The sequence below is a fragment of the Thauera sp. genome (genome assembly GCF_047601425.1).
Lineage (GTDB): Bacteria > Pseudomonadota > Gammaproteobacteria > Burkholderiales > Rhodocyclaceae > Thauera.
Map to the genome: position 1 here is coordinate 1904715 of NZ_JASGJL010000001.1, position 21498 is coordinate 1926212.

Genomic DNA, 21498 nt, shown 5'->3' on the forward strand with positions numbered 1-21498 from the left:
CGAAAGGTGGGCAGCGCAGCGCCAACTGCGAAGCCCGTTTGCAATGGAGATTGCAGTGGAGATTGTACCGATGGATGTATCTACCAGGGGCAAGGGGACCGGCAGCAAGTTCGCCGACAAGCCCGCCCCCGTGCCGATCAGGCTCAAGGCCACGCTGCTGCGGCATGGCATTCGCCACGACGAGGTTGCCGAACGGCTGATCCAGGCCGGCGGCAAGTTTGCCGGCCAGCCGCTCAGCCGCAGCGCATTCACGCTGCTGCTCAACCGCGGCTGGCGCCCCAGCCACACGCCGTGGGAGCAGATCACCGAGGCGATCGAGGCCTACCTGGTCGAGCGTGGCGTGCCCGCCGACGAGATTGCCGAGATCTGGACCGAGGACCTGATCCGCCACCACAGCACCAAGCCGCTGAACACCCGCCTGGGTGAGATCCGCCGCCACACGCCCAACGAAAACGCTATCGAGATCGAACCGGAAATGCTTTCTGCCCAAGCCAAACGCCACTTCAACCTGTTCCGCGACCCGTTCGTCGATGACGTGCAGGGGCCTGACGACCTGTTCATGTCTGCCGATCAGCGCTATGTGCGCGAGGCGATGTTCCAGGCGGCCAGGTCGGGCGGCTGGTTCATCGCCGTGGTGGGTGAGTCCGGCAGCGGCAAGACCACGCTGCGCCGCGAAACCATCGACCGCATCAACCGCGAGCATGTGCCGGCCGTCGTCATCCAGCCCAAGATCTTCGACAAGGAGAAGCTCACGGCCGGCAGCATCTGCCACGCGATCCTGGCCGACGTGAAGCCGAACGAGCACCCCAAGCGCAGCCTGGAGGCGCTTGCGCGCCAGGTGGAGAAGGCGCTGGTCGAGTCCGGCCGCAGCGGCCAGACCCATGTGCTGATGATCGAAGAGGCGCACGACCTCAACATCCAGACGCTGAAGTACCTGAAGCGCTTCTGGGAGATGGAGGACGGCTTCAAGAAGCTGCTCTCGATCGTGCTGATCGGCCAGCCCGAGCTGAACGAGAAGCTGGACGAGCGCCGCTACTTCGAAGCCCGCGAGGTGATCCGGCGCTGCGAGGTGGTGCGGCTGCTGCCGCTCGACAACCAGGTGGGCGACTACCTGGCGCTCAAGTTCCGCCGCGTGGGCTCGCACATAGAGCAGGTCATCGACCCCGCCGCGATCGACGGCTTGCGCATGCACCCGAAGCTGAGCCGCACGGTGCGCGGTAAGGGCGGCAACGAGGTCATCAGCCAGACCTACCCGCTGGTGGTGAATGCGCTGATCACCAAGGCCATGAACGAAGCCGCGCTGCACGGCGCGCCGCGCGTCACCGCCGACATCATCAAGGGGGTGTGACATGGCGACTCAACACGAAATCGAGATGACCCTGAATATCGTCGATCGCGGCGCCCGCGTGGCGCTGACGGTGGGCGAGCCGGACGGCCAGGACGTGCGCATCGTCATCCACCTGGTCAGCGGCTGCGCCACGCCGAAACGCATCGGCCACATCACGGTGTCCGAAACGACCGCCATCGGCTTGTGCATGCAACTGGGGGAGGCGCTGGGGCTATGAAGATCCTCGACACCGACTTCTGGGAAACCAAGGTGCTGCCGGTGGTGGTGGCGTTCGGCCTGGGGGTGCTGGCGACCTCCCATTCCGCTGTGATCGAGCTCGAAGCCAGGGCCGAGGCCTACCACGAGCTGGCGCAGGAAGTGGATGCAATGCGCTTCGCCTGCGGCCTTCAGCCCGATGCGGATGTGATCTTCCACATGGCCATGCAGGAGGTGCCGCAATGAGCACGAAGACGCAGACCGCCAAGGCTCCGCTCACCGAACGCATCATGGCCGCGATCGCCAAGGCAAGCAGCAAACGCCCATCAAACACGGACGACGTGCTCGCGCTGATCGGCGGCGATGAAGCCGACTTCTGGTCGGCGATCGAGCAGCTGTGGCGCGATACGCGCATCACCGGCGCAACGATGTACCGCCCCCAGACCGATGCCGCCCCGTGGCTGGGCATCTGGCCCACCGGCGTGCCGCTGTCGGCTGGCGCCTGGACCGGGCCGCGCCTGTCCTTCCTGTTCGTCCGTCACGACACCGCCGCGCTCAAGAAGGCCCACGCGCCGCGCAGCAAGGCGCGCCGGGCAACGGAGGCCGCATGAGCATCCCGACCATGCCCGACCAGGTGCGCGCGCTGACGGCCCATGCCGCGGCAAACCTGCAGGAACTCTGCGCGCCCGTGTGCAACTCGCCCGGCCAGGTTCGCGGCGCCATCAATAGGCGGCGCATCCTCGCGCTGCTCGATGCCGGCGGCCCGCAGACCAACAGCCAGGCCTGCGACGTACTCGCCGACCTCACCTTTAAAAGCACGCAGTACCTGTTCGGCGCCATGTGCGAGCAGGGCTGGGTCAGCCGCCACAAACCCGGTCGCAACAGGCTCCCCGCCGTTCTACAGCATCACGTCGGCCGGCCGGGCTGCACTGGCGATGATGCGCAGCCAGAGCACGCAACGATCGACGGAGGCAAGGACATGAACACCCCCCTTTACCCGCCCGAGGACTACGTTGTGCACGAGTGCCTGTGCGACGGCTCGGCCGAACTGTGCGAAGTGCTCTTTGTGCTCGACGACGACGGCGGCCTGAGCATCATCGACGACGACCAGGTCGTGCTGCTCGCCCCCGCCGACGTGCATCGCCTGGCTCGGCTGCTTGCCACGCTCGAGGTGTCGCGATGATCCGCCGCTTGCCGCCCGGCACGCTGCGCCGCCTGCGCATCAAGTGGCTGGCGCTCGGCGTGCTGCTCGGCGCCGGCTCGTGCGCGGCACTGGCGATGTACGCCGCCGCCATCATGCCGCCCGAGCTGGCTTACCGCAGCGCGGCGCGCAACGTCGCACCCTTGCCGCCGGCACCGCTTGCGCGCGGCCCGATGGTCGAGCTGCCGCCGTGCGCCGTGCGTGACAAGGACTGCGAAACCGCTGCCGAGCCCGCCCCATCTGCCGCCTGGCGCGAGCCCTGGCCGGTGTTCGTCCCGCTGCCCGACGCCGGGCAGGCCCGCGCCGTGCCGGCGCCGGGCACGCTGTCGCTGCTCGCGCTGGCCGCGTGCGCGCTGCTTGCGGTCCGCCGCGGGAGGCGCCCATGAAAACCCGCTGCCCCAACTGCGGTGCGGTCATGAGCCTGGACGTGTTGATGGCACACGACGACGCCCGCGAAGCGCTCACGCTCGTCTTCAAACTGTCCGGCGCGCTCGGCGCTGCGGTCACGCGATACATCGGGCTGTTCCGGCCCGCGCGGTGCGAGCTGTCGATGAATCGCGTTGCCAAGCTGCTGCGCGAGATCGTGCCCGACATCCAGCGCGGCGAGATCGAGCGTAACGGCGCCATGCACCCGGCGCCGCCCGAGGCCTGGATCGCCGCCATCGCTCAGGCGCTCGTCGCCCGCGAGCATGGCCGGCTCAAGCTGCCGCTGACCGGCCACGGCTGGCTGTACGAAGTCATCGCCAGCCAGCGCCCGGCGTCGGCCGTGACGGCGGCGCCGGTAGCGGCGCCCGCGCAATCCGCCCGCCCGTCGAAGACGCTGGGCGCCATCGCCGCACTGGAGGAGCGCGCCCGTGATTGAACGCTGGATCGAGCGCGAGGTGGCGCGCGGCCTACAGGGGCTGATCGCACTGCGCCTGCCCGGGGCGCCGGCCGAGGACGCAATCACGCTGACGCTGGACATCTGGCTGGCCGCGCTCGCAACACGCGCTGCCACCTGGGTGGAGCACGCCGATGCCCCGCGCCTGCAGGCCGCGTTCCGCGCGCTCTACGCCCAGTGCAGCACCTGGCCGGTGCCTCGGCAACTGCTCGATGCGCTGCCGGCCCCCAAGCCCGCCCCGGCGCTCCCTGCGCCACGCCTGACGCCCGAGGAACGTGCGCGCAATCGCGCCCGTCTCGACGCGATCACGCAAACCCTTTTTAAGAAAGTAGGAGACTGACATGGCAACTGCCGCCCGCCGCAAGGCAAAGACCGCCGCCGCACAGATCCAGGTGCCGCAGACGCGCGACCAGGTCGCGGCCCACATCCGCGAAATCGGCGAACGCCAGCGCGAGCTGGACCGCATCCAGGCCGACATGAACGACGAGCTGGCCACCGTGAAGGAGCGCTGGGAGATCCTGGCCGCGCCGCACGCCCAGCGCGTCGAAGCACTCACCCAGGGTGTGCAGATCTGGTGCGAGGCCAACCGCGACACCCTCACCCAGCACGGCAAGACGAAGACCGCCGCATTCCCCACCGGCGAGATCGGCTGGCGCCTCCGCCCGGCGTCGGTGCGCATCACCGGCGCCGATGCCGTGCTCGACGCACTGCGCCGCCTCGGCCTGAAGCGCTTCATCCGCGAGAAGGCAGAGGTGAACAAGGAAGCCATCCTCAACGAACCCGCCGCCGTCGCGCACGTGCCGGGCATCAGCATCAGCCAGGGCGAGGACTTCACCGTCAGCCCGTTCGAGGCCGAACTGGCGGAGGTGCAGTGATGGAAGACAAATACAAACTCCTCCGCGACAACCTGCAGCAGAGGCCATCAAGGCGCACATGCAGCTCAAGCATCCGAAGCTGGGGCAGCTTTCAACAACCGATCGCAACGCCGGCAGGAACTGGTCTGATCGCGATGCGGATGCTTTTGGCGCCGGCCGCGACGCGGGTCGTGGTGCACAACTGCACCAGGGCGTCGGCGCCAACAAACCACTGATGCTGGAGGACTGAACCATGCCGCTACTCGACAGCCAAGGCCGGCGCTTCGTCACCGACCATGAAAAGGCGGAGATCATCCGGGCCTCGATGCTCAACCTCGGGCGGCTGCTGGCGCTCGATATGGAGTTGCGCTTCTACCGTACTGCCGCCGCCGGGCCTGTGCACATGGACATCACGTGGCCCGACGGCACGACCCTCTCCGCCAAGTTCACCGGCTGCTCGCCGGTGTATCACGTGCCGATGGTCAATGCCGTCGATGGCGTGCTCGACGAGTTGGAGGTCTGATCATGGTCTCCGCCGCACTCGTATCGGCCCGCGCTGGACAACGTGCCCGGTTGGTTCGCCTCATTCACGTCGCTCGCCGCGACCTGGGCATGGCTGATGACACCTATCGCCGCCTGGTCGCCCAATACGCCAATGGGAAGAGTAGCTCTTCCGAGTGCTCGGTACCTGAGCTCAATCGCATCTTCGATCACATGAAGAGGGCGGGTTTCAAAGTCAGGAAACCCAAGACCGTCAAGCCTGTGGAACGTCGACCGCTGGCCACCGATCCCGAGGCGACGAAGCTGCGCGCGATCTGGTTGCTCCTGCACGCGATCGGCGCAACGCGGAGCAACTCGGAGGCCGCACTAGCCGCGTACGTCAAACGGATGACCGGAGTCGACGACCTCCATTTCACCCGTGGCGCGGACAAGTATCACGCGATTGAGGGGCTGAAGGCCTGGGCTGCCCGCGAGCTGCCTGCAGCAATCAACGCACGGATCGGAGAGTTGGTCGCTGTTGGCACACTGCCTACAGGACTGCACGTCACCGACATTCAGCGTGTCGTGGCGCCCACGCTCGGCCCTCGCACATTCGACTCGTTGTGGGCGGTGTGGCGTTGGCTCGAAGCCAAGCAGCAAAAAGGCGCCGAGGTATTCGACATTTCCCCCGCAGCGCGCGCAGGAGGGCGTAGCTGATGTTACCCAAGGCGCCCGCAGCCGAAGAGGACGCACTGGATCTGCTGCAGCACATCGCGGCAGATGCGGTGCGGCCTGTCGCCAGTGTCGATGCTGACGCCCTGGCGGCCCACATCGTCGAATACATCCGGCAGATGGCAGGAGGTCGTGAGGTGCGGCTGCTGCAGTCACGGCGCAATGTCACTGCCAACCTCGATCTGTTCGCCGACATCGAGCCGCCCCGGCCCACCGCGCCGCCGGAGCTGCACACCACGTCAGCACACTCGACGAATCCGGACCTCCTCCGTCTGATCCGCGATACCGTGGTGTGGGAGCTGTCGAGCCAATTGCCAAGCGTACCCATGTCCAGGGTCGCTGCCCTGGCTGACCAGGTGGCCGAGACCTTCCAAGGTTCCACCGACCGTAACGATCTGCGCTACGTGCCCAAGGGCGTCTGGCGCGCCCAGCGCGAGAACGCTCGCCGGATCTATGAGGAGTTTCGTACGAGCTCCTACGCCGAACTGGCCGCCCGCTGGAACTTGTCCGAGATGCGTATTCGCCAGATCGTCAACGAATTCCGCCGCGCCGAAGCTGCTGAGCGCAAGGCCCGTAACATCAGCCTGATCTGACGCTCCCCGCCTTTTGCAGGATCAAAGAGGTTTTTGCGGGCCGTCCCACTTCAGCCTTCCCGTTCCCGCCTCATCCCACATTTATCGTGCTCTTCCGCCCTCGGTTTTCCTGTCTTCTCTCATCCGGGGACTGCTGGCCGAGTTCGGCATCGTGCTGCCGCTCAAGGTCGCCACGGTGCGCCGGCGGGCGGGTAAGTGCCTAGAAGAACTGCCCGGCTGGGCCAATACGGTCATTGGTGACCTGCTCAGCGAGGTCGGCCGGCTCGACGAACGGATCACCCAATATGATCAGCATCTGCGGCACATTGCTCGCCAGGACAGCCGCGCTCAACGCCTGACCCGCCTGAGCGGCATCGGGGACACCACCGCCACCTGCCTGGTGGCCATGATCGGCAATGGTCATGACTTCGAGTGCGGTCGGCAGTTTGCCGCCTGGCTGGGGCTGGTGCCCAGCCAGTACAGTTCGGGTGGCAAGGCCCGATTGGGGCGCATCACCAAGGCAGGTGATCCTTACTTGCGCAGCTTGCTGGTCATGGGCGCCCGGGCCGTGTTGGCCGCAGCGAAGAACAAGACCGACACATTGAGTCGCTGGGCGATGGCCTTGCAGCAGCGGCGAGGCTACTGGAAGGCGGTGGTGGCCATCGCTGCCAAGAATGCACGCATGGCCTGGGCGGTACTGCGAAGAGGCGAAGCCTTTGTGCTGCCGGCCTGATCCAGCCCAAACCTGCAACCGTTCAGCAAGAATCGATTTGACCGCCGTGTGACGGCAAGCGTTGATGACAACAGGTCTGGACCTGCGCGGGGCGTGACCGATTAATTCAAGGGCGGCAGCATCTGCGCCGGCTAACGAATGGGTTCCCCGCGAGCGTCCTTCATCAGGGTCCGCAGCCAATAAAGTGCTGCAACAGTGACCGTTTGTAGTCTGGCCAGTCCGCACCGTGTTGTTCTCGCGCTCTGTTGCTCACTCGGAAGGGATTTGTTTGGCAAGAAAAATCATTGTCCGCCCTGCAGGTCAGGGGGAACTATTGCTTGACAAATGGGGAAGCCCTTGTAGCCTGAATTAAGCTGCGCCGCGAAGCGGCGTCGGCTTGACTACAAAAGGACTTCCCACTTCCGCCGCTGGCCTGCTCGATGCGCTCGATCAACGCCTAGCCGAGTGTGACCGGCAGATTGCCGCACAGCAGGCTGAGGATGCGGCTGTCCGGCGGGTGCGCGAATTGCCCGGCGTTGGCAATCTGACGGCCGATGCGGTCACCGCCAGCGTCGGTGACGCACGGATGTTCAAGAACGGCCGACAGTTTGCCGCCTGGCTGGGGCTGACGTCCGAGCAAGCAGCAAGCTGAAGCACCACATTGCAGATTGAAGCCACCATGACTGCGCGCAAGCGATAGGCAAAACAGGTCAGACCGACCGGCTGAGAGCCTGGCTAACACGATGGCCGACCATGAAGGGTGTCGCGGCTGATCCCCGTGCCCCGGTCGTGCCGAGGAATGATTGAGGCCAGCCGGAGCGGTTAGTCGCATGGCCCCGGCACGACCGTGCCGAACAAGGCCGATTGGGGAAAGGCAGTCTGCTCTGTCCTTGTCCATTGCGATGGCGCCAGTCACACAGTAATCACGCTCGACCGTGGTCAGCAGGAGAAGAAAATGGATGTGTGATCAAGCGTTGTTGCGGCCTGCGGCCGCAGGTCTGCAGAAAAGTGTTGACGGGAAGTCCCTTGGGGAAGGTTAGGCAGCAACTTCTAGGGTCGCAAGCGTTTATGTCATTTAGCGGGACGAACTTTCGCGAGAAGCTGAGTGACGAATTGGGCCGAACACTCGTCAGGATCAGGGTAGGCACGCTGATACAACTCAAAGCCGTCCCTCGTATCCTTTGAGGTGTAAACGTACAGAACGCCGCCGAGGCACCAATCTCGATCCTGCTGTGCAGAGATGAAGAGAAATGGATAAGTTGGCTCCGGCTCTCCTGTAGTGCGGAGCGTGACCGTGAAGCCCGCTTTTTCAAGTTCCCGGCGCAGTGAGCGGGTGCGGCTCGCCATAGAGTCTGGTCCTTGAGGAGACCAGACCATAGAGAGTCTTACTGAAGAAACAAATTTGATGTCGGTGCTTTTCTGGGACCCAGTTGAACAAGCCGAAATTCCACAAAGGCACAGCAGCAATGAAACTAGAGTTCTAGTCATAGGTGCTACTCAGTTGGCAGGCACAAAGAAGATATCAATCCCAGCGCTCTTCAATACTTTGATGATCGCTTCGATTTCTTCAGGTTTTTTCTTCTGCGCAAGACTGGACTCCGGCAGAACCAGTAGATTCAGAAACTTCACGGTGATCGAGTTGGCTCTGGTGCCTTCGGATGATCCCTCTACAGAGGCGCCAGCCTTTATATCGGTAACTCCGACCGTTTTGCCAAAGTCGAGGGTCAGCTTCGAAGAGTCTTTGGCCGACACACCAAGATTGAATGTCACTGAAACCTCAGTAGGAAGCAGGCCAGTACGCAGCCCTGATTGAGCAATGTGCATCTCGTTCAGTCCCTGTCCTACGCTCTTCAAAGCCTGCTCCAACGTAACTTCACTAGGACGAGCGATCTCCTCGGGCTTCAACGAAGCGCATCCCTGAACCAAGAGTAGGACGGCGAAACTGAGGACAAGATTTCCAGTGTGATTCATTCGTAGCCTCCGGCGAGCTTAGAAAATATGGGCGGTGACAAGTAAGCGCTTCTATCGGGCAGATCGACATCCTCAGAACTGAGGATGTGTTGAGGCCTAACAGTGTAGTAGACAGAACGCGCCAGTGAATGAGTAGACGGAATCCACATATTGTTCGCTCCAGATTATTTGTTCTAGTCCAGGCCCATGCCCTTGTCAAACCACTCCGGCACTGTCGCCCGTTTCTGGCATAAATACCGATTTTCACTTGCCGAATCCGGTGTGAAGCCGGTGGCTCTGCAGTGATACGCCCCTCATGCCACGGCCTACGTCAAAACCGCCGACGATCGGCGCCTCTCCACTCACTCGGCGGCTGTCCTGGAGTCCTGGCTGGACAGGGCAAACGGAATGCCGGCGTGGCAGCTTACACAGGCGGTGGATGCGGTGCGCCAAACGACGATAGCGCTTCACGGCTTACGCCTGGTGACAGTGATTCGGCAGCGCAATCATTCGATCCAGGGCGAGCCGATCCGCCAGGCGCTGCAGCTATAGGCAGATATGTTTCATATCAATGAAACTTCGCTGTCGCTTTCCGTCGTTTTCTACACCTTAACCTCGGGCTAGGATGGCAGAAAGATCTCTTTGCCACCCTGTTTCCTTTCGACGGATGCCCGCCATGTCCCAAGACCACGCCTACTGGTTGCCCTTCACCGCCAACCGCGCTTTCTGGAAAACCCCTCGCGTGATCACCGGCTCGCGCGGCCACTACTACACCACCGATGACGGCCGCCAGTTGCTCGACGGCTTTTCCGGGCTGTGGACCTCGGGGCTGGGCCATTGCCATCCGCGCATCGTCGAGGCGGTGCGCGAGCAGGTCGGCACGCTGGACTACGGCATGAGCTTCCAGGTCAGCAACGACCGCGCGATCGCGCTGGCGAGCGAAGTGGCAGCGCTGGCACCGCAGGGGCTGGAACGGGTGTTCTTCACCAACTCCGGCTCGGAATCGGCCGATACCGCGCTGAAGATCGCACTGGCCTACCATCGCGCCCGCGGCGAAGGCCAGCGCACCCGCCTGATCGGCCGCGAGCGCGGCTACCACGGGGTGAACTTCGGCGGCATGTCGGTGGGCGGCATCCCCGGCAACCGCAAGGTGTTCAGCGCCGCGCTGCTGCCCGGCACCGACCACATCCGCCACACCTACAGCCGTGCCGACATGGCATTCAGCCGCGGCCAGCCGGGCTGGGGCGCCGAACTGGCCGACGATCTCGAACGCCTGGTGGCGCTGCACGACGCGTCCAACATCGCCGCGCTGATCGTCGAGCCGGTGTCCGGCTCCACCGGCATCCTGGTGCCGCCGATCGGCTACCTGCAGCGCCTGCGCGAGATCTGCGACCGCCACGGCATCCTGCTGATCTTCGACGAGGTCATCACCGCCTTCGGCCGTATCGGCGCGCCCTTCGCCGCCGAACGCTTCGGCGTCGTGCCGGACATCACCACCACCGCCAAGGGCCTGACCAATGGCGTGATCCCGATGGGCGCGGTGATCGTGCGGGAAGAAATCTACCAGGCGCTGATGCAGGGCCCGGACAATGCCGTCGAGCTGTTCCATGGCTACACCTATTCCGGCCATCCGGTGGCCGCCGCCGCTGGCCTGGCAACGCTGCAGGTGTATCGCGAGGAAGACACCTTCGCCCGTGCCCGCGCCATCGAGCCGGTGTTCGAGGAGGCCATCCATGCGCTGAAGGATGCGCCGCACGTGATCGACATCCGTAACTTCGGCCTGATGGGCGGCATCGAACTCGAACCGCGCCCCGGCGAACCCGGCGCACGCGGCTTCGAAGTGTTCCTGAAATGCTTCGAAGCCGGTGTGGTGATCCGCAACGGCGGCGACATCCTGCAATTCGCGCCTTTCCTCGATTCCACCCCGGACGAGCTTGCGCGCATCTTCGACACCGTGCGCGCGGCCCTCGACGCTGTAGCCTGAACCGGAGCCCTTCCATGAACGATCGTTTGCCCCCTGCCGCCACACTGGCCGTCGACGGCGCCCGCCTGTGGCAGTCGCTGATGGATCTGGCGCTCATCGGCGCCACCGACAAGGGGGGCGTCGCCCGCCTGGCGCTGACCGAACTCGACCGACAGGCGCGCGACCTGTTCGTGCAGTGGTGCCGCGCCGAAGGCTGCAGCATCCGCATCGACGCGATCGGCAACATCTTCGCCCGCCGCCCGGGCGTGCGCGACGATCTGCCGGCGATCGCCACCGGCAGCCACATCGACACCCAGCCGACCGGCGGCAAGTTCGACGGCAACTATGGCGTGATGGCCGGGCTGGAAGTCGTCCGCACCCTGAACCGCCACGGCCTGCGCACCGAGGCACCGATCGAAGTCTGCGTATGGACCAACGAGGAAGGTTCGCGCTTCGTGCCGGTGATGATGGGCTCGGGCGTGTATTGCGGCGATTTCACCCTGGAGCACGCGCTGTCGCGCGCCGACCATGAGGGCATCACGGTGCGCGAGGCGCTCGCCGCGATCGGTTATGCCGGCCCGGCACCGGCCTCGGTGAACAGCGGCGCCCCACGTTTCGGCGCCTATTTCGAGGCCCACATCGAGCAGGGTCCGGTGCTCGAGGATGCCGGCATCGTCATCGGCGCGGTCACCGGTGCGCTCGGCCAGCGCTGGTACGACGTCAGCGTCAGCGGCATGGAATCTCACGCCGGCCCGACGCCGATGAAGCTGCGCAAGGACGCGCTATATGCCGCCACCCATCTGATGCAGCAGGTGGTGGATATCGCGCTGGCGCGCCAGCCCCACGGCCGCGGCACCGTGGGCTGCGTCCATGTGCATCCGAATTCGCGCAACGTCATCCCCGGCCGAGTGGATTTCACCGTCGATTTCCGCCATGCCGACGATGCCAGCCTGCTCGACATGGATGCCGCGCTGCGCGAGGCCGTAACCAAGCTGCAACGCGACTTCCCGGTCGGCGTGACGCTCGAGCAGGTGGTGTATTACCCGCCGGCGGCCTTCGATTCTGTGCTGGTGGATGCGATCCGCCACGGTGCCGAACGCGCCGGCTGCGATTTCCTGGACATCGTCAGCGGCGCCGGTCACGACGCGGTCTACGTGGCGCGCACCGCCCCCACCGCGATGATCTTCGTACCGTGCAAGGACGGCATCTCGCACAACGAGATCGAGGATGCCGAGCCGGCCCACCTGGAGGCCGGGGCCAACGTGCTGCTGCATGCGATGCTGGAGCGGGCCGGGGTAGCCAACTGACGATACAGCAAGGCAAGCGCGGCGCGGCACGGTACGGTTCTGGCTGCTGTGCTTGCTGATGCCGCACCCCCGTCAGCCGGCTGACCACCGAGATGGCGATCTCCGGGAACGGGCAGCAGGTTGCGATTGCTTGCCCCCCAAAGCCGAGTATGTCCAAGCACTCCACGACAGTGCTTTTTACACGATATACCGTGTATTTCTTCCATTGCATGGATATATTGCACGGATGTTCTCTCGATTGATCCAATCCCATCTCAGTACCCTGCTGGCCGAATTTCCGGCCGTGGCACTGCTCGGACCACGCCAGACCGGCAAGACCACGCTCGCGCTGGCCGAAGCCGAGCGGCGTGGTGACGCCCTCTATCTCGATCTGGAACTGCCGTCTGCCCAGCGTCAACTGGATGACCCGGAAGCATTTCTACTGGCGCACCGTAACCGCCTGGTCATTCTCGACGAAGTACAGCGCCTGCCCGAGTTGTTCGCCATTCTGCGCGGGGTGATCGACCAGCGCCGGCGGGCCGGTGAGACGGCCGGTCAGTTCCTGTTGCTCGGTTCAGCCTCCGGGATACTCATGCAGCAGGCCAGCGAAAGCCTTGCCGACCGGGTGGCACAGCTTGAACTCACCCCCTTTCTTGCCCGCGAGGTAATCGCCTCCCACACCGACGCCGTTTCCCGGCAGTTCGATGCGCTGTGGGTGCGTGGGGGCTTTCCGCTGTCGTGGCTGGCGAACAACGATGCAGCCAGTCTGCGCTGGCGCGAGGCATTCATCACCACCTACCTGGAACGCGACATCCCGGCGCTCGGGCCGCGCATTCCGACAACGACGCTGCGCCGTTTGTGGACCATGCTCGCCCACAGCCAAGGCGAGCTGCTCAACCAGGCACAATTGGCTGCGTCCCTGGCGGTAAGCGGTCAGACCGTGGCGCGCTACATCGATTTGCTCGTCGATCTGATGCTTGTGCGCCGCCTGCCCGCCTGGCACGGCAATGTCGGCAAGCGGCTCGTTCGGGCACCTAAAGTGTACGTACGTGACAGCGGACTGGTTCACGCGCTACTCGGCCTCGCCGACCTTGACGCCATACTGGCTCACCCGGTAGCCGGCGCCAGTTGGGAAGGCTGCGTCGTCGAGCAGTTGCTTGCCATCGCCCCCGACATGGAAGCCAGTTTCTACCGTACATCGCATGGCGCAGAAGCCGACCTCGTTCTGCAGCGGCGCAATGGGGAAACCTGGGTCATCGAGATCAAGCGTTCCTCTGCGCCCACCGTGTCGAGAGGCTTCCATTCTGCCGCTGCCGATGTTGGCGCCACACGCAAACTGCTGGTTGCGCCTGTGGCCGACAGTTACCCGATGCGCGAGGGGATCGAAGTAATGAATCCACTGGCTGCGGCGCAATTGCTGGCAACGTAGTACGCCGCGCCGCACGTGATCGACGTGCGCAATTTCGGCCTGATGGGCGGCATCGAACTCGAACCGCGCCCGGCGAGCCCACAACCAGCACCGTACGGTCAGCCGGCGCTGCAGTCCTTCAGATGATGATGCCCCACCAGCGCAGGGTCTGGCGGAAGTGGTCGCGCACCGCCTCGGCTGCACGCTCTTCGTCGCCGGCGATGATCCTGTCGATGATCTCCAGGTGTTCTTCCATCGCCGGCACGATGCGGTCAGGCAGCAGCGGCCGCGAATGCTGGATGATCGAGATCCGGTCGCGGTTGCGGGAGTAGATCTCCCGTGCGCTGTTGTTGTCCAGCGCATCGGCAAGCGTCGAATGCAGCGCCCAGTCGACAGCCATCGCCTCACGCTGCAGCGGCGGCGTGATGCCGCTGCGGGCGGCATCGAGCACCCGCTGGTGCGTCTCGCGCAGCGTGTCGAGCTTGCCTTGTACGCCGTCGCGCACGAGTTGGCGCGCACCTTCCTGATCGAAGATGGTGCGCAGGTGGAAGCACTCGCGAACCAGCTCCGGCGTGGCTTCCATGACGGCAACGCCACGCTTGGGCAGCACGCGTACCAGCGCGGCGGACTCGGCGCGCTTGACCGCCTCCCTGACGGGCGCGATCGGCAGCCCGATCGACTTCACCAGGTCAGGCATCGACACGAACTGGCCGGCGCGCAGGCCGCCGCCAGTGAACAAGTCACGCAGCGCCAGGAAGGCCTTGTCGGCCAGCAACAGGCCATCGGCATCCGGCATGTTCATCTCGATACTCCCGTGTGAGGGGGCATTGTCACATATGGCTGACGCAAGGCAAATGCCTGCCGGAATCTTAACCTTATACCATTTAAAATTTCTATTGTTATATTAGTGACGTTATAACTAACATTTCAGAAAAGATATAACCCGCCGCAGCCGGACGTAGCACCCGACGTCCAGGCAGTGGTGGCCGCAACGAGCGTGCCGAACCCCGGCCAGGCCTGAATGCGGCACAAACCAAAGACGGCTGCCGACGGCAGCCCCCTCCACACGGTTCGCGAGGTGAGCCATGAAGAAACCTTTCTACAAAACTTTGTTCGGGCAAGTCGTCATCGCCCTGATCCTCGGGGTGATCGTCGGCGTCGCATGGCCCGATTTCGCCGCCAAGCTCAAACCGCTCGGCGATGGCTTCATTAAGCTCATCAAGATGATCATCGCGCCGCTGGTGTTCTGCGTCGTCGTGCATGGCATCTGCAGCACGGGCGACCTGAAGAAGGTCGGCCGTGTCGGCGTCAAGGCACTGGTGTACTTCGAGATCGTCACCACCTTCGCACTGGCGCTCGGCATCCTGCTGGCCTATACGCTGCAGCCCGGTGTCGGCATGAACGTCGACCCGAGTTCGCTCGACGCCTCGGCGATGTCCGCCTACACCGACCGCGTCGCCCAGGCCACGAGCACGGTCAACTTCATCATGAAGATCATCCCGGCCACCTTCGTCGATGCCTTTGCCAAGGGCGACATCCTGCAGGTGCTGCTGATCGCGATCCTGTTCGGCACCGCGGTCGCGGCGCTGGGCGAAAAGGGGCGCCCGGTGACGGCCGCCATCGACAGCCTGTCGCATGTGTTCTTCAAGCTCATCGGCTTCATCGTCAAGCTCGCGCCGCTCGGCGTGCTCGGCGCGATCGCCTTCACGGTGGGCAAGTACGGTGTCGGTTCGCTGAAGCAACTGGGCATGCTGGTGGCGCTGTTCTACGTCACCTGCACGATCTTCGTCGTCGGCGTGCTCGGCATCATCCTGCGCCTCGCCGGCTTCAACATCTTCAAGTTCCTCAAGTACATCCGCGAGGAGCTGCTGGTGGTGCTCGGCACCGCATCGTCCGACTCCGTGCTGCCCCAGGTCATGCGCAAGCTCGAACTGATGGGCGTGAAGGATTCCACCGTGGGCCTGGTGATCCCGACCGGCTACTCCTTCAACCTCGACGGCTTCTCGATCTACCTGACGCTGGCGGCAGTTTTCATCGCCCAGGCCACCAACACGCCGCTGTCCACGGCCGACCTGCTGACCATCCTCGCCATCTCGCTCGTCACGTCCAAGGGAGCGCACGGCGTACCCGGCTCGGCGATCGTGATCCTGGCCGCGACGCTTTCCGCGGTGCCGGCGATTCCCGCGATCGGCCTGGTGCTGGTGCTGTCGGTGGACTGGTTCATGGGCATGGCCCGCGCGCTGACCAACATGATCGGCAACTGCGTGGCCACCGTCGTCATCGGCGTGTGGGAAAAGGACATCGACCGCGAGCGCGCCCACAAGGTGCTGAATGGGGAGATCATCGTCAACCTGCATGCGCCCATCCAGCCCGAAGCCCTGGCCGCCGCCCGTGCCGAAGCGGAAGCCGCCACGGTGGCCGACATCGCAGGCGCTGCGGCACCGGATGCCAAGCCCTCGCGCGCCTGAGCCCTGCCCCTGAGTTCCCCTCCACCTCCCGGCGGGAGCCCGACGCCCGCCGGCTCCATGCAGACCATTTCGTATACATCCACACAGGAGCATTTCCCATGGCCAGCCACACTCCCGGCGCCCCTGTTTTCGCCGCCCCCGCCGACCTGCCCGACTGGGCCCTGCGCTCGGTCGATCTCGCCAACCCACGCCTCGGCGCCAAGGCGATCGCCACCTCCGACGACTTCTTCGCCGAAGTCTCCCGCATGCTCAACCCCGAACCCGCTCAGTTCGTCCCCGGCAAGTTCGACACCAACGGCAAGTGGATGGACGGCTGGGAGTCCCGACGCAAGCGCGTCGCCGGCCATGACTGGGCCATCGTCCGGCTCGGCGTCAAGGGCCTCATCCGCGGCTTCGATGTCGATACCTCCCACTTCACCGGCAACTACCCGCCCGCCGTCTCCATCGAGGCCTGCGTCTCCGATTCCGACGACGCCGAGACCCTCAAGGCCGCCGCCTGGACCGAGATCCTGCCCGCCACCCCCTGCGGCCCCAACAGCCACCACATCCTCGAGTGCGCCAGCACCGAGGCCTGGACCCACCTGCGCGTGAACATGTACCCGGACGGCGGCATCGCCCGCCTGCGCGTCTATGGCCGACCGGTCGGTTCGCTTTCCGCCGCCGCCGGCGAGCTGGTCGATCTGGTGGCGATGGAGAACGGCGGCCGCGCCGTGTCGTGGAACGATGCGAGCTTCGGTTCATCCGCCGCCGCCCTGCTGCTGCCCGGGCGCGGCATGAACATGGGCGACGGCTGGGAGACCCGCCGCCGCCGCGAGCCCGGCAACGACTGGTGCGTGCTCGAGCTGGGCGCCCCCGGCACGGTCGAGCGGATCGAGGTCGATACCGCCTTCTTCAAGGGCAACTACCCGGACCGCTGCTCGGTCCAGGCCGCCTACGTCAGCGGCGGCACCGACCGCTCCATCACCACCCAGTCGATGTTCTGGCAGACCCTGCTGCCCGAGCAGAAGCTCGAGATGGATGCGATCCATACCTTCACCGAGCAGGTCGCCAAGCTCGGGACCATCACCCACGTGCGCTTCAACATCTTCCCCGACGGCGGCGTGTCGCGACTGCGCCTGTGGGGCAAGCCCGAAGCCCGGTAAAACCCGACGCAACACCTTCTGCACGCCCTTCCCGCCCCCGCCCGGGGGCGGGCCTTGTCCTTCCATTCCCCGCGAGAACGACCCATGTCCGAGACCACAGCTTTCCCGCTCCAGGTCCAGCCCCTCACCCGCGAGGCTTTCGCCCCGTTCGGCGAGGTCATCGAGGCCTGTGACGCGGTCCAGCACTTCACCATCAATGCCGGCAACACCGAGCGATACCACGACCTGGCCAACATCGAGCCCGGGCCCGACGGCCGCGTCATCGTCTCCATCTTCCGCGGCCAGCCCCGCTGCCTGCCCTTCACCGTCCAGATGATGGAGCGCCATCCGCTCGCCTCCCAGGCCTTCATCCCCATGTCCGGCAAGCCCTATCTCGTCGTCGTCGCCCCGGCCGGCGAGCCGCCCGCCGTCGAGGACCTCAAGGTCTTCCTCGCCCGGCACGACCAGGGCGTCAACTACGCCACCGGCGTATGGCACCACCCGCTGCTCGCACTCGACGACGTCTGCGACTTCATCGTCATCGACCGCAAAGGAATCGGGCACAACTGCGACGAAATAAAGCTCGAACAACACGGAATCATCCACGACAGAAACCCCTGATATCCAGCATCCACCGGCCCAGGCAGGCAAACGACGCATATCAATTTCCTGATCCACGCTATCGGTGCCCGCCACACACATGGCACGAACGCGCCTCTACACTCCGCGCGCCCCCAAATGCACCAAAGGAGTGCGCAATGTTGCTCGGCCTGTCGCTGTTCTACGTCGGTGCGGTACTGATCCTCAACGGACTCTGGATGCTCGGGCGGATCAGCGACCGTGAGATCTCGATCATCAACCTGTTCACCGGCGGCCTGACCCTGCTGGTGTCGCTGAAGCTCGCCTTCGGCGAAGGCGCGGATCACACCTCGATCAGGGGAGCAGCCCTGTCGCTGCTGTTCTCCTTCACCTACCTTTGGGTCGCCTTCAACCGCCTGACCGGCGCCGACGGACGCGGCCTGGGGTGGTTCAGCCTGTTCGTGGCAATCACCGCCGTGCCGGTCGCAATCGATACCCTGAGTACGGCATCCACTGCGCTGGACTGGTGGCAGGGCCTGTCGTGGGCGGCGTGGTCGCTGTTGTGGCTGCTGTTCTTCCTGATGCTGGCGCTGCACAAGCCGATCGTCCGCTTCACTGCCGGCATGGCGATCGGCCAGGGCATCCTCACCGGCTGGCTGCCGGGCTACCTGCTGCTGACCGGCGTGCTCGGCTGAACCTGTCCACCGCCCTGTCCGCGAAGGCCGTGCCATCCGTCCGGATGCACGGCCTTCGTGCATTCGGGAGCGCGCATCAGATCCGGGCGCACTTCGATTGTGCGCTGCAAAAATATAAATTTTTTTATTCCAGTTATTAGGCCGATGCACACCATATGCCGTGCTGAATCCATAGACTGCCTCCACGTCAATGCAGCACGGCACGGCCATCGCTCAGCAAGGCCCGCCAGGACAGACAATCACGGCCAGCAACAGGTGACAGAAGCAGCACTGAAGGGCAGTCGCAGCCCGCCGAACGGCGCCGGTGACCGCCCAGACGAAAAAAAACGGCACGGACATTGCGTTGACACTCCACCGGCCACGGGTCCGCTCCGGCGGCGAAGAGACAAACAAAAGCGAAGGAAGGGTACGACATGTCAGATCAAGCATCGAAAATCGACGCGCAGCAGATCCATCCGGTGGATGAGAAGCTGCCGACCGGGCGTCTCGCCACTCTGGGCATGCAGCACGTGCTGGTGATGTATGCCGGCGCCGTGGCAGTACCGCTGATCGTCGGCCGCGCGCTCGGCCTCGACCCCCACCAGGTCGCCATGCTGATCTCGGCTGACCTGTTCTGTTGCGGCCTGGTCACGCTGATCCAGTCGCTCGGCTTCACCAAGTACTTCGGCATCAAGCTGCCGGTGATGATGGGCGTCACCTTCGCCGCCGTCGGCCCGATGGTGGCGATGGCCAACGTCCAGAGCGGGCCGGAAGGGGCCCGCGCCATCTTCGGCGCGATCATCGGCGCCGGCCTGATCGCGATCGTCATCGCGCCATTCATGAGCCGGCTGCTGCGCTTCTTCCCGCCGGTCGTCACCGGCACCATCATCGCCATCATCGGCATCAGCCTGATGCGGGTGGGCGTGGGCTGGGCGATGGGCGGTCCGGCCCACCTGGCCCAGAGCGTCGATGTACCGCGGCTGGTGCAGATGGTCGATGGCGCCAAGGAAACGGCCGCTACCGCAGGTACCGAGCTGACCCGCCTGCCGGGCCCGATCCCGATGGCCGACAACCCCAACTACGGCGCGCTCGACACCATGGCGGTCGCGGCCTTCGTGCTGGTGGTGATCCTGCTGATGGTGCGCTTCGGCCGCGGCTTCGTCGCCAACATCGCAGTATTGCTGGGCATCGTCATCGGCTGCATCGTCGCGGTGATCATGGGCAAGATGCACTTCGACATGGTCGCCAAGGCCGACTGGTTCGCCATCGTCACGCCCTTCGCCTTCGGCATGCCGACTTTCGATCCGGTGATGGTGCTGACCATGGCGCTGGTGATGATCGTGGTGATGATCGAATCGGTGGGCATGTTCCTGGCGCTGGGCGAGATCACCGACAGGCACATCACCCGCACCGAACTGGCGGCAGGCCTGCGTACCGACGGCCTGGGCACGGTGATCGGCGGCATCTTCAACACCTTCCCCTACACCAGCTTCTCGCAGAACGTGGGCCTGGTCGGCGTGACCGGCGTCAAGAGCCGCTGGGTGTGCGTGGCGGCGGGCGTGATCATGATCGTGCTCGGCATGCTGCCCAAGATGGCTGCGCTGGTGGAATCGGTGCCGACCTTCGTGCTCGGCGGTGCGGGCCTGGTGATGTTCGGCATGGTCGCGGCGACCGGCATCCGCATCCTGACCAACGTCGATTTCAAGGGCAACCGCAACAACCTGTACATCGTCGCACTGTCGATCGGCTTCGGCCTGGTGCCGCTGGTGGCGCCGCGCTGGACCCAGCACATGGCCCACAGTCTGCATCCGCTGCTGGAGTCGGGCATCCTGCTGACCGCGATCTCGGCCGTGCTGCTGAACATGTACTTCAACGGCGGCCGCGACGACACCGCCGGTGCGATCGAGGCGGCAAAGACTGCGGAAGCACACTGATCCACGCAGTCCGGCAGTGAAGCACGACAGGCCACCGGGCAACATGCGGTGGCCTGTTCCATTTCAGGCCCGGGCGCTGGCGGCGCCCCAGCGCTCTCGCCGATACGGGAGCGACCGTGCTGCCCCTAAGCGCCCTCTTCCCTGCCTTCCCAATATCCCGGCCGGTTGTAGACCACCTTCAGGTAGTCGATGAAGTGCCTCACCTTGGCCGGCAGGTAGCGTTGCTGCGGATATACCGCCTGGATGTCGTAGCTCGGTGCGGCGAAGTCGTCGAGCACCGTCACCAGTTCGCCTCGCCGCAGTTCCGCCTGGATCTCCCAGGTCGAGCGCCAGCCCACCCCCAGGCTCTGCTTCACCCACTGGAACAGCAGCTCACCGTCGTTGCAGGCCAGGTCGCCTTCGACGCGGACGGCGAACAGCTTGCCGTCGCGCTGGAAGCTCCAGCCGCGCTGCTGGCCGCCGGCGAGGTTGAAGGCCAGGCAGTTGTGGCGCACGAGGTCTTCAGGCTGGCGCGGCACGCCATGGCGCTCGAAGTAGTCCGGCGTGCCGCAGACCACGCGCCGGTTCGGGAACAGCCGCACCGCGACGTAGTTGGGGTCGGTGACCTCGCCGATGCGGATCGACATGTCATAGCCTTCGCGCACCAGGTTGACCACGCTGTCGGTGAAGTTGAAGGACATCTTCAGCTCCGGGTGCATGGCCCGAAAGCCGAGCGCATGCGGTGCCACGTGCCGCCGGCCGAACGCGGCCGGCGCCGACACCACGAGGTGCCCGCGCACCACCTTGCGCCCGGCGCTGATGCCGCGTTCGATCTCGTCGAACTCGCGCAGCAGCTGCCGGCATTGCTCCAGGAACTGCTCGCCGAGGTCGGTCAGCGTCAGGCCGCGGGTGGAGCGGTGCATCAGCTTGACGCCGAGGCGCTTTTCCAGCCCGTCGAGGCGGCGGCCCATGATGACCGGCGTGACGCCCTCGACCAGGGCGGCGGCGGCGAAGCTGCCTTTTTCGGCGACGAGGGCGAAGCTGCGGATCTCGGTATGGCGGTCCATGGCATTCAGTACCTGAAGTATCGACAGAAACGATTTATACGCCCATTCAGTCTTCTTTGCAGGATGCTTATCCTGCAGCCATCGGATTCGCCCAA

Annotated in this window: 26 protein-coding genes and 1 pseudogene; 23 read left to right on the plus strand and 4 right to left on the minus strand. The window is 64.9% G+C overall.

All coding sequences use genetic code 11. The features are described 5' to 3' along the window. Positions 1–70: 70 nt before the first annotated feature. The 15 genes and pseudogenes from QM748_RS09350 (at position 71) to QM748_RS09420 (ending at position 7626) form a co-directional block, all read left to right on the plus strand. Positions 71–1348: an ExeA family protein gene (locus QM748_RS09350; RefSeq protein WP_415246718.1), complete on the plus strand. Its 1278-nt coding sequence runs from the start codon at positions 71–73 to the stop codon at positions 1346–1348. A 1-nt stretch (position 1349) separates the two neighbouring features. Then, the gene (locus tag QM748_RS09355; RefSeq protein WP_415246719.1) at positions 1350–1565 is read left to right on the plus strand and encodes a hypothetical protein; all 216 of its coding nucleotides are present in this window, start codon (positions 1350–1352) and stop codon (positions 1563–1565) included. Continuing rightward, positions 1562–1789 (plus strand): hypothetical protein, encoded by a 228-nt coding sequence (locus tag QM748_RS09360; RefSeq protein WP_415246720.1) that lies wholly within the window; start codon positions 1562–1564, stop codon positions 1787–1789. Before QM748_RS09355 ends, QM748_RS09360 begins: the two co-directional genes overlap by 4 nt. Continuing rightward, positions 1786–2154 carry a hypothetical protein gene (locus QM748_RS09365; RefSeq protein ID WP_415246721.1) on the plus strand — a complete coding sequence of 123 codons (369 nt, stop codon included), beginning with the start codon at positions 1786–1788 and terminating at the stop codon, positions 2152–2154. Before QM748_RS09360 ends, QM748_RS09365 begins: the two co-directional genes overlap by 4 nt. Then, positions 2151–2726, plus strand: a complete 576-nt coding sequence (locus QM748_RS09370; RefSeq protein ID WP_415246722.1) for a hypothetical protein — start codon at positions 2151–2153, stop codon at positions 2724–2726. Before QM748_RS09365 ends, QM748_RS09370 begins: the two co-directional genes overlap by 4 nt. Then, positions 2723–3130: a PEP-CTERM sorting domain-containing protein gene (locus QM748_RS09375; RefSeq protein ID WP_415246723.1), complete on the plus strand. Its 408-nt coding sequence runs from the start codon at positions 2723–2725 to the stop codon at positions 3128–3130. The genes QM748_RS09370 and QM748_RS09375 overlap by 4 nt, the downstream gene beginning before the upstream one ends. Next, a complete protein-coding gene (locus tag QM748_RS09380; protein ID WP_415246724.1) occupies positions 3127–3606 on the plus strand; it encodes a hypothetical protein in 480 nt (159 codons plus the stop codon). The genes QM748_RS09375 and QM748_RS09380 overlap by 4 nt, the downstream gene beginning before the upstream one ends. Then, positions 3599–3964, plus strand: a complete 366-nt coding sequence (locus QM748_RS09385) for a hypothetical protein (protein WP_415246725.1) — start codon at positions 3599–3601, stop codon at positions 3962–3964. Before QM748_RS09380 ends, QM748_RS09385 begins: the two co-directional genes overlap by 8 nt. A 1-nt stretch (position 3965) precedes the next feature. Next, entirely contained in the window at positions 3966–4499 is a 534-nt protein-coding gene (locus QM748_RS09390) for a host-nuclease inhibitor Gam family protein (protein ID WP_415246726.1), read from the plus strand. Positions 4500–4557: 58 nt separating this feature from the next. Further along, positions 4558–4728 (plus strand): hypothetical protein, encoded by a 171-nt coding sequence (locus QM748_RS09395; protein WP_415246727.1) that lies wholly within the window; start codon positions 4558–4560, stop codon positions 4726–4728. Positions 4729–4731: 3 nt separating this feature from the next. Next, complete coding sequence (locus QM748_RS09400; protein WP_415246728.1) at positions 4732–5001, plus strand: hypothetical protein; 270 nt, start codon at positions 4732–4734, stop codon at positions 4999–5001. Positions 5002–5003: 2 nt separating this feature from the next. Continuing rightward, positions 5004–5675: a gp16 family protein gene (locus QM748_RS09405; RefSeq protein ID WP_415246729.1), complete on the plus strand. Its 672-nt coding sequence runs from the start codon at positions 5004–5006 to the stop codon at positions 5673–5675. Further along, positions 5675–6283: a Mor transcription activator family protein gene (locus QM748_RS09410; protein WP_415246730.1), complete on the plus strand. Its 609-nt coding sequence runs from the start codon at positions 5675–5677 to the stop codon at positions 6281–6283. Before QM748_RS09405 ends, QM748_RS09410 begins: the two co-directional genes overlap by 1 nt. Before the next feature lie 121 nt (positions 6284–6404). Next, positions 6405–6995: pseudogene (locus tag QM748_RS09415) on the plus strand (IS110 family transposase); the annotation flags it as partial. 376 nt (positions 6996–7371) lie between these two features. Then, entirely contained in the window at positions 7372–7626 is a 255-nt protein-coding gene (locus tag QM748_RS09420) for a transposase (protein ID WP_415246731.1), read from the plus strand. 419 nt (positions 7627–8045) lie between these two features. On the opposite strand, the gene QM748_RS09425 is transcribed toward QM748_RS09420, so the two are convergent. Beyond that, on the minus strand, positions 8046–8321 hold the full coding sequence (locus tag QM748_RS09425) for a hypothetical protein (protein WP_415246732.1): 276 nt from the start codon (positions 8319–8321) through the stop codon (positions 8046–8048). A gap of 150 nt (positions 8322–8471) precedes the next feature. Beyond that, a complete protein-coding gene (locus tag QM748_RS09430) occupies positions 8472–8945 on the minus strand; it encodes a hypothetical protein (RefSeq protein ID WP_415246733.1) in 474 nt (157 codons plus the stop codon). 655 nt (positions 8946–9600) lie between these two features. Here QM748_RS09430 and QM748_RS09435 point away from each other — a divergent pair. From QM748_RS09435 to QM748_RS09445, 3 genes are all read left to right on the plus strand, one after another. After that, positions 9601–10908, plus strand: a complete 1308-nt coding sequence (locus QM748_RS09435) for an aspartate aminotransferase family protein (protein ID WP_415246734.1) — start codon at positions 9601–9603, stop codon at positions 10906–10908. Between the two features lie 14 nt (positions 10909–10922). Continuing rightward, complete coding sequence (locus QM748_RS09440) at positions 10923–12194, plus strand: Zn-dependent hydrolase (protein WP_415246735.1); 1272 nt, start codon at positions 10923–10925, stop codon at positions 12192–12194. Between the two features lie 226 nt (positions 12195–12420). Beyond that, positions 12421–13602 carry an ATP-binding protein gene (locus QM748_RS09445; protein ID WP_415246736.1) on the plus strand — a complete coding sequence of 394 codons (1182 nt, stop codon included), beginning with the start codon at positions 12421–12423 and terminating at the stop codon, positions 13600–13602. Positions 13603–13720: 118 nt separating this feature from the next. Here the strand turns inward: QM748_RS09445 and QM748_RS09450 are convergent, their stop codons facing one another. After that, positions 13721–14383: a GntR family transcriptional regulator gene (locus QM748_RS09450; RefSeq protein WP_415246737.1), complete on the minus strand. Its 663-nt coding sequence runs from the start codon at positions 14381–14383 to the stop codon at positions 13721–13723. A 283-nt stretch (positions 14384–14666) separates the two neighbouring features. Between QM748_RS09450 and QM748_RS09455 the strand changes: the two genes are divergently transcribed. From QM748_RS09455 to QM748_RS09475, 5 genes are all read left to right on the plus strand, one after another. Further along, on the plus strand, positions 14667–16049 hold the full coding sequence (locus QM748_RS09455) for a C4-dicarboxylate transporter DctA (RefSeq protein ID WP_415246738.1): 1383 nt from the start codon (positions 14667–14669) through the stop codon (positions 16047–16049). Positions 16050–16147: 98 nt separating this feature from the next. Further along, positions 16148–17191 (plus strand): allantoicase, encoded by a 1044-nt coding sequence (gene alc, locus QM748_RS09460; protein WP_415246638.1) that lies wholly within the window; start codon positions 16148–16150, stop codon positions 17189–17191. 84 nt (positions 17192–17275) lie between these two features. Beyond that, complete coding sequence (locus tag QM748_RS09465) at positions 17276–17791, plus strand: ureidoglycolate lyase (RefSeq protein ID WP_415246739.1); 516 nt, start codon at positions 17276–17278, stop codon at positions 17789–17791. A 137-nt stretch (positions 17792–17928) separates the two neighbouring features. Then, entirely contained in the window at positions 17929–18444 is a 516-nt protein-coding gene (locus QM748_RS09470; RefSeq protein WP_415246740.1) for an AmiS/UreI family transporter, read from the plus strand. 413 nt (positions 18445–18857) lie between these two features. Then, complete coding sequence (locus tag QM748_RS09475) at positions 18858–20357, plus strand: nucleobase:cation symporter-2 family protein (RefSeq protein ID WP_415246741.1); 1500 nt, start codon at positions 18858–18860, stop codon at positions 20355–20357. A 125-nt stretch (positions 20358–20482) separates the two neighbouring features. Here the strand turns inward: QM748_RS09475 and QM748_RS09480 are convergent, their stop codons facing one another. Next, on the minus strand, positions 20483–21403 hold the full coding sequence (locus QM748_RS09480; RefSeq protein ID WP_415246742.1) for a LysR family transcriptional regulator: 921 nt from the start codon (positions 21401–21403) through the stop codon (positions 20483–20485). Between the last annotated feature and the right edge of the window lie 95 nt (positions 21404–21498).

Excerpts from the sequence above, each read along its gene's own strand:
- QM748_RS09350 (WP_415246718.1), top strand. The coding sequence starts at position 71 with ATGGATGTATCTACCAGGGGCAAGGGGACCGGCAGCAAGTTCGCCGAC.
- QM748_RS09355 (WP_415246719.1), top strand. The coding sequence starts at position 1,350 with ATGGCGACTCAACACGAAATCGAGATGACCCTGAATATCGTCGATCGC.
- QM748_RS09360 (WP_415246720.1), top strand. The coding sequence starts at position 1,562 with ATGAAGATCCTCGACACCGACTTCTGGGAAACCAAGGTGCTGCCGGTG.
- QM748_RS09365 (WP_415246721.1), top strand. The coding sequence starts at position 1,786 with ATGAGCACGAAGACGCAGACCGCCAAGGCTCCGCTCACCGAACGCATC.
- QM748_RS09370 (WP_415246722.1), top strand. The coding sequence starts at position 2,151 with ATGAGCATCCCGACCATGCCCGACCAGGTGCGCGCGCTGACGGCCCAT.
- QM748_RS09375 (WP_415246723.1), top strand. The coding sequence starts at position 2,723 with ATGATCCGCCGCTTGCCGCCCGGCACGCTGCGCCGCCTGCGCATCAAG.
- QM748_RS09380 (WP_415246724.1), top strand. The coding sequence starts at position 3,127 with ATGAAAACCCGCTGCCCCAACTGCGGTGCGGTCATGAGCCTGGACGTG.
- QM748_RS09390 (WP_415246726.1), top strand. The coding sequence starts at position 3,966 with ATGGCAACTGCCGCCCGCCGCAAGGCAAAGACCGCCGCCGCACAGATC.
- QM748_RS09395 (WP_415246727.1), top strand. The coding sequence starts at position 4,558 with ATGCAGCTCAAGCATCCGAAGCTGGGGCAGCTTTCAACAACCGATCGC.
- QM748_RS09400 (WP_415246728.1), top strand. The coding sequence starts at position 4,732 with ATGCCGCTACTCGACAGCCAAGGCCGGCGCTTCGTCACCGACCATGAA.
- QM748_RS09405 (WP_415246729.1), top strand. The coding sequence starts at position 5,004 with ATGGTCTCCGCCGCACTCGTATCGGCCCGCGCTGGACAACGTGCCCGG.
- QM748_RS09410 (WP_415246730.1), top strand. The coding sequence starts at position 5,675 with ATGTTACCCAAGGCGCCCGCAGCCGAAGAGGACGCACTGGATCTGCTG.
- QM748_RS09425 (WP_415246732.1), bottom strand. The coding sequence starts at position 8,321 with ATGGCGAGCCGCACCCGCTCACTGCGCCGGGAACTTGAAAAAGCGGGC.
- QM748_RS09430 (WP_415246733.1), bottom strand. The coding sequence starts at position 8,945 with ATGAATCACACTGGAAATCTTGTCCTCAGTTTCGCCGTCCTACTCTTG.
- QM748_RS09435 (WP_415246734.1), top strand. The coding sequence starts at position 9,601 with ATGTCCCAAGACCACGCCTACTGGTTGCCCTTCACCGCCAACCGCGCT.
- QM748_RS09440 (WP_415246735.1), top strand. The coding sequence starts at position 10,923 with ATGAACGATCGTTTGCCCCCTGCCGCCACACTGGCCGTCGACGGCGCC.
- QM748_RS09445 (WP_415246736.1), top strand. The coding sequence starts at position 12,421 with ATGTTCTCTCGATTGATCCAATCCCATCTCAGTACCCTGCTGGCCGAA.
- QM748_RS09450 (WP_415246737.1), bottom strand. The coding sequence starts at position 14,383 with ATGAACATGCCGGATGCCGATGGCCTGTTGCTGGCCGACAAGGCCTTC.
- QM748_RS09455 (WP_415246738.1), top strand. The coding sequence starts at position 14,667 with ATGAAGAAACCTTTCTACAAAACTTTGTTCGGGCAAGTCGTCATCGCC.
- alc (WP_415246638.1), top strand. The coding sequence starts at position 16,148 with ATGGCCAGCCACACTCCCGGCGCCCCTGTTTTCGCCGCCCCCGCCGAC.
- QM748_RS09465 (WP_415246739.1), top strand. The coding sequence starts at position 17,276 with ATGTCCGAGACCACAGCTTTCCCGCTCCAGGTCCAGCCCCTCACCCGC.
- QM748_RS09470 (WP_415246740.1), top strand. The coding sequence starts at position 17,929 with ATGTTGCTCGGCCTGTCGCTGTTCTACGTCGGTGCGGTACTGATCCTC.
- QM748_RS09475 (WP_415246741.1), top strand. The coding sequence starts at position 18,858 with ATGTCAGATCAAGCATCGAAAATCGACGCGCAGCAGATCCATCCGGTG.
- QM748_RS09480 (WP_415246742.1), bottom strand. The coding sequence starts at position 21,403 with ATGGACCGCCATACCGAGATCCGCAGCTTCGCCCTCGTCGCCGAAAAA.